General features: G+C 36.0%; 3 protein-coding genes. All 3 read left to right on the top strand.

Annotated elements, in window-relative coordinates; all coding sequences use genetic code 11:
• A partial coding sequence (locus G611_RS0110115; RefSeq protein ID WP_028243506.1) for an RHS repeat-associated core domain-containing protein occupies positions 1-1,926 on the top strand: 1,926 nt, incomplete at its 5' end.
• Positions 1,927-1,931: 5 nt separating this feature from the next.
• Positions 1,932-2,849: a hypothetical protein gene (locus G611_RS0110110; protein WP_028243505.1), complete on the top strand. Its 918-nt coding sequence runs from the start codon at positions 1,932-1,934 to the stop codon at positions 2,847-2,849.
• A 30-nt stretch (positions 2,850-2,879) separates the two neighbouring features.
• Positions 2,880-7,115: a type VII secretion protein EssC gene (essC, locus tag G611_RS14640; RefSeq protein WP_051195209.1), complete on the top strand. Its 4,236-nt coding sequence runs from the start codon at positions 2,880-2,882 to the stop codon at positions 7,113-7,115.
• Positions 7,116-7,292: the final 177 nt, after the last annotated feature.

Raw genomic sequence — 7,292 nt, 5'->3', positions numbered from 1 at the left:
GAAGGCAGACTTTCAAGCATTGTAGGAAATGGCGAAGAGACCAAGTATACATACGATGAGCTTGGACGTCTTGTAAATAAGAGCTTTGCAAATGGAGTAACACAGGGCTATTCATACCTTCCTGGTGGAAATCTTTTGAGTATGGAAAGCTCTGATAAGGACGGACAGCTTGATAAGTACTTCTATAGCTATAACACTAGTGGATTAATCAATGGAATTAGTAGAGATAGACGTGATTTAGATGCTGTATCAGGTCAGTATGAGTATAAGTATGATGCAATCGGAAGATTAACCCAGTCTAGCTTAAACGGACAGGTTAAGGCAGCATATGAGTACGATGCTTTTGGAAACAGAACAAGCCTTACAGAAAAAGAAACAAGGACAGCTTATAAGTATGACGTTCTTGACAGACTTGTAGAAGCAAGAGAGCTTAATAACAGCCAGGCTATCGTAAAGACATATGATTATGATAAGCGTGGAAACCAAACAAAAGAATTTGTAGATGGCCTTTTACAAAAGACCTTTACTTTTGATGCAACAAACATGCTTTCAAAAGTGGTCGACTCTAAAGCGGGTGAGCTGGAGAATGAGTACAACGGATTAGGATTCCGTGTAGCATCCACAAGGCCAGAAGAAAAAATAGAGTATTTGTGTGACCTCTCAAGAGATTACTATAACCTTCTTGAACGCACAGTAAATGGCGAAACAGAAAGCTTCATCTATGATAACAACGTAGTAAGCATGAGCAAATCAGGTAACAACTACTATTACCTCCAGGATGAACTTGGCTCTCCAATGTACCTTACAGGAACTGACGGTTCAGCAGTATCCTCATATGCATTTGATGACTTTGGACGAAACATCGATCCACGAACAGGAAGACAAAGAAAACATGAGTACACCACAAATGGCAACATCATCCAGCCATTTGCCTTTACTGGTTATCAGGAAGATGAAGTCTCAGGCTTAAAGTTTGCGCAGGCGAGATTCTATAGTGCTGAAAATGGTAGATTTGCATCTGAAGATTTAGTAAGAGGGTTAATGATTGTTCCGGAAACACAAAATCATTATTTGTATTGCCAGAACAACTCAAAAAAATATGTTGATTTAAATGGTAAATTTGCAGTATTAGCTGCAATAGCAACAACAGTTGTAGTGGGAGCAGCCATAGGAGCGGTAACAGGCGCTGTAGTCAATACTGTTTCGCAGGTAACAAAGATAGCAACGGGAAAACAAGATAAATTTGATTGGGGGTCGCTTGCTGGAAGTACAGCAGAGGGGGCTATTGTTGGTGCGGCAACAGGTTTCGCCACTACTGGTATAGGAGGTTTTGCAGCTGCGGTTATTGGTGGTGGTTTAGGTGCTGCAGCAAATAGTGCAATCTCACAAAAGATAAATACAGGAACAATTGATAGAGCTAAGGTTGCTGAAGAAGGCATAGTTGGAGCTGTTTCTGGCGGATTATTTTATGGCGCAGGAAAGCTAGTTAGGGCAATAGACGGTGGAACACTTTTAAAGAAAGAAGCACCATCACTTTTTTCAAAGGCAAAAGATGCGTTTGCAGATTTAGAGAAAGCCGGTGGAAAATATCTTAAAATAAAAGCGTTGGGAAAGGTGCCTAGTTCTGCAACAAGACATGCATATCAAATGGCGAAAGACGAAGTGAAGAATGTTTTTACGGGCCAACTAAAAGGTAAATTGGGATATAACGGTGTTTGGGATGCAATAAAAAAAGGTTGGAAATATGCAGCTGCGCCAGCGACATATGCAACATGGCAGGGGATTAATGCAAAAGGTGTTATTAAAGATTCACTAAGAGCAATATCTCCTATTTATAAAGAGGATGAGAATGATACTCTTAACAATTATTTAATAAAAACATATGGGTTTGATGATGCGCAGTCGTCATGCGCCACGGAGGGATAGTGCTTATGGAACTTGCATTGAGAATATTTATCTATATGATAGTCATATCGATAGTGCGAAGCGTCTTAAATAGACGAGACAAAATCAATATAGAAAATACCGTGATTATTTTGCCACTTTATTCTAAGATTCTGAAAATATGCGCATTGATTTTAATTGCTTTAGCAGTGCTTATAGGAATGATATTTATATTGTTTTCAAGTATTGAGGATAGAAGCGGTTTCTTGGTAGTCGAATTAATATTTTCAGTATTAATATTGATATGTCTTATTTTTGCGTTATATATAGATAACTCAAGAATAGTATTTGATGATGAAAAACTTATAGCTAGGGAGCTTTTTGTTCCCCAAAAAGAAATATTTTATACAGATATTACTTCTTGTGAGATATTTGGTAATAGATATGTTGTTAAGACTAAGACTAGAAAAAGAGTTAATGTTGATTTGGGAATGATAAATTCAGACGTACTTTTAAATAAGATCAAAAAATCTGGAGTAAGCGTTGAAAATAATAAAAATCACGGATACTTTATAAAGCCTAAATTGCCTATCATATGTCTGCTTCTTATATTTTTATCAGTAGCAATATGGATAGATGTAGGGTGTATTATGCAAGATGGAACTATAGGTTTTAATGCTATTCTTTTCACAAGTATTGCACCAGCTTTTTTGATTATTTTTTGCAAAGAAAGATATTATGTAAAAAATAATAAACTAACCCGAAAATTATTGTTTTGGGATAAAGATAAAATCGATATTTCGGCAATAAGCAGAATAGAAGAAAGAAAAGATTTTTTAGAGGGAAGACATTTGATGATCTATCTATCTGGTCACGAAAAGCCAGTATTTGATATAGATTCATCTTATATGAACACCTATGAGTTTGAAGAAGATATGAAGAAGAGAAATAAATATAAAAAATAGCGAAAAACATGAGAGAAGGACACAAAACAATTGGGAGAATTAAATTATAAAGAAAATATTTTTTATAATATCAGGACGTCATATGATTTAAAAATTGATATTTCAAATATTAACGAGGTCTTGATTGGTAATAATCCAAGACATAACATTCTTGTAAATATACAGGATTGCGCTTTTGCAGAGGTAAAAGTAACAAAAAGAGGAAATCAGTTTGAAGTATCAAAAGCAGCAGAATTTGATTGCTACATAAATGGAGCATTATTTGTCGGAAGTGAAATAGTCAATAATGAATTCTTTTTGACTTTTGGAAAATATAATTTCTATATCACAGATAAAGCAATTTTTACTACTGTTTCAAAGGATATCACTACAAATCTTCCTCACATTGATTTAACACATGATGGCAAGGCATTGGATTATCCAGAGTTCTTCTTAAAAGCCAGATATTTGTATAACATACCTGATGAAAAGATTGAGATATTAAATCCAGAAAACCCACCACAAGAGCCAAAGAAAAATTTATTAATGACTCTTACTCCAATGATTCTCACACTCTGCCTGATGATATTTGTAAGAGGCAGGATGATGAGTGGCGGTATAATGTACGTCCTTTATTTTGCTGCAACAATGGTTATTGGTGGAGCCATGTCTGTGTGGGCGTACTTTGAAAATGGCAAGGATTACAAGAAAAAGGTAGCCGAACGAGAAAGAGTTTATTCTGAATATATTGATAAGAAAATCAAAGATATTCAAAAGCTTAGGGATGAAGAAAAGCAGATTCTTTCAAGACGTAATCCTACCGTTGAAGAAACGGTTAAGAGAATAGTGGAATTCTCGCCAGATTTGTTTGAAAAGCATAAAGACCATGAGGATTATCTGGATGTTAGAATCGGTACAGGTAGCGTAGAGTCACTACTTCAAGTTGATTACAAAGAACAAGAATATGTTCATGTATTTGATGAACTTATCAATATACCTAAAAAACTGCACGATCAGTTTGAATACATTCCTGATATGCCTGTAACATTGCCTCTTGCTAAAGTCAATGCAGTAGGTTTTGTTGGAAATAGAACAAAGCTATACCATCTAATGAAAAATCTTACATTAACCATTGCCGGACAGGAAGCTTTTACAGATGTAAAGATGGTGTTCTTGCTTGATGATGTTTATGCACCATACATGGAATGGGTGCGTTGGCTTCCAGGTACATATGATGAAAACTCTGGAATGCGTAACATCATGTATGATGAAGAAAGTAGTAAGAATGTTTTAGGCGCATTATATGCTGAGATATCCAGACGTGAATATCTCAAGGAAGATGAAATAAAACTTTTGCCAGACTATATCGTATTTGCGTTTAGATCAGAGAGATTGTCTGAACATCCAGTTAGTAAATATTTTGAGTATGCTAGAAAACTTGGATTTACATTCTTATTCTTCGAAGAGCAAGAAGCTTTGTTGCATAAGGCTTGTCAGCTGGGTGTTTTCTTAGATGATAATGCTAATCAGGGCTATGTGCAGGATTTAGAAGATAGTACAGAAATACAGAATTTTACATATACACATATTACAAAAGAAATCGCTGCAGAATGCGCAAAAAAATTAGCACCAATCTATATAAAAGAGCCATCACTGGAAAATGATTTGGTTAAGAGCATTACCCTTTACCAATTGCTGGGAATAAAAAATGTAAAAGAGTTAGCTTTAGGTGATAGATGGAATAAATCAAGAATCTATGAGAGTATGGCTGCCCCTATGGGTCTTAAGAGTGGTGGAGATGTAGTTTATCTTGATATCCATGAAAAATTCCATGGCCCACATGGTCTTGTAGCAGGTACGACAGGTTCTGGTAAGTCGGAGATATTGCAGACATACATATTATCACTTGCAACTTTATTCCATCCATATGAGGTTGGATTTATCATCATTGACTTTAAGGGCGGTGGAATGGCCAATCAGTTTAAGGACTTACCACATCTTAATGGTGCAATTACAAATATTGATGGTAAGCAGATTAATCGTTCCCTTATGTCTATTAAGGCAGAGTTAATTAAACGTCAGGAATTATTTGCCAAATATGATGTAAACAAGATAGATGATTATATCAAGTTATTTAAAAATGGTACTACACCAACACCACTACCTCATCTTATTGTTATAGTTGATGAGTTTGCAGAGCTAAAGAGTGAGCAGCCTGAGTTTATGAAAGAACTTATAAGTGCAGCCAGAATTGGACGAAGCTTAGGCGTGCACTTGATTCTTGCAACGCAGAAACCTGCAGGTGTTGTAAATGACCAGATTTGGAGTAACTCTAAGTTTAAGCTTTGCCTTAAGGTTCAGGATAAAAGTGATAGTAACGAGGTATTAAAATCCCCTCTTGCTGCTGAAATCAGAGAGCCTGGTCGTGCTTATATGCAGGTTGGTAATAACGAAATATTTGAGCTGTTCCAGTCTGCTTATAGTGGCGCTTATATTACTGACGAACATGCTAAGGCTGTAAAGAAGTTCTCTATTTCTACAATTGATTTGGCTGGTAGAAGACATGTGGTATATTCTCAAAAACCAGAGAAGAATGATAATACTGTTACTGAGTTAGATGCTATTGTGCAGCATATTAATAAATACTGTGCAGATTCTGGAATAGAAAAGCTTCAGGAAATATGCTTACCACCTCTTCCAGAAGTATTGCCATATCCTGAAAAGCTAGAAAAAGAGGGCACCGATATTGTTGTTCCTGTCGGAATATATGATGATCCATCTAGACAGGCACAGAATCAGTTGATGGTAAACTTTACACAGAACCATGTGTTTATTTTGGGATCGTCACTTTCAGGAAAGACCTATTTAATTCAAAATATGATTTATGGCCTTACTCAAAAGTATGCGCCAGAGGATGTAAATATCTACATCCTTGATTTTGCCTCAATGGTTATGAAAGCATTCGAGAAGCTCAATCATGTTGGTTCGGTTATTAGTCTTTCAGATGATGATAAACTTAAGCACTTTATTCAGCTCATGCAGAAGAAGATTGAAGAGCGTAGAGAGATTCTTTCTAGTGCCGGACTTAGTTCATTTGGTGCATACAGAGAAGCAGGAAACACTGATTTACCTCAGATTGTAGTGTTCTTAGAGAACTACACAGCATTCAAGGATGTTTATGCGGAATATGAGGATAGCTTCATTAAGATTTGTCGAGATGGTGTAGCTCTTGGTATTTCTGTGGTTATTACAAACCAGCAGATGTCAGGAATCGGATATAAGCTCATTACAAACTTCTCAACAAAGATTGCAATGAACTGTAATGATCGTTCTCAGTACAACATGTTGATTGATAAGTGCAGAACTACTCCAGATGAGTATGCTGGTAGAGGTCTTATTACAATAGATAATGAGATTATGGAATTCCAGACATACATGGCATTTGGTGTAGGTAAGGAAGTAGAACGTATTTCAAACATCAGAGAATACATTACACAGTGCAACACAAAGTATGCTGGTAAGTCAGCTGAGAATGTTGATTATGTTCCAAACGTTTTAAATGATGAGTACATGAAGAATCGATTTGGTACAGCTGCTATGAAGGATTACAAGATGCTTGTAGGTTTGGGATATGCTACAACAAATCCTGAATACAACGATATGAAGAAGAATCCTATAATGGGAATCATTGGTAGAGATGAACTTGGACGTTCTGATTATGTTAAGTACATGTTTAGAAAGTTTGAGGAATGTATTGGAGGCAATCCAGTTCAGATTCACGTTGTTGATGATGCTAGCGGTTCTTTAAGCTACTGTAAGGATGATGTAACTGTAAAGGAATACACCGATAATCAGATGGAAATAATTGATGTAATCGAAGTTCTTTACAATAAGGCTAGGGAACGATTCGCCAAGAAGTCAATCGGTGGAGATATTTCAAGCGAGCCACTTGTAGTTGCAGTATTTGCTGACAAGAAAGCTCCTGATGTAATTTATGAGAATCAGGAAGCATACGATATGTACAGACATATCACTAAAGAATACCTTAATTGCAAGGTGACAATTATCTTTACAAATGTAGAGAATAAGCCATTAGGTGTGTCACCAAATCCAGTAATGTTCTCAATTAAGAATAGCTTAAACACACTGTTCTTTGAGGATATGAAGGATATCAGATTGATTGAAATTAATCCAGGAATTGTAAGACAGGTTAAAAAGCCTAATGCAAAGGGTGATGCGTTCTACATTGCAGATGGAAAGATTAAAAGAGTTAAAACTATAGAGTAGTTTATGATGCATATGCCGTCGTGAGTTTACGATGGCATATGCAATTAAAGTTTCTGGGAGAAGGGAAAATAAAGTAATGGAAAATATTGTATGGAATGTGGCGAAGTTAAGAGAATACTTCGACTCATGCCAAAAGACATATAATTCATTTTTAGCGATGTCAGATTCATTGATCAA

The organism is Pseudobutyrivibrio ruminis AD2017 (assembly GCF_000424305.1).
GTDB lineage: Bacteria > Bacillota > Clostridia > Lachnospirales > Lachnospiraceae > Pseudobutyrivibrio > Pseudobutyrivibrio ruminis_B.
The sequence above is the reverse complement of the archived record's forward strand: the minus strand, read 5'-3'. Positions and strand labels throughout refer to the sequence as shown.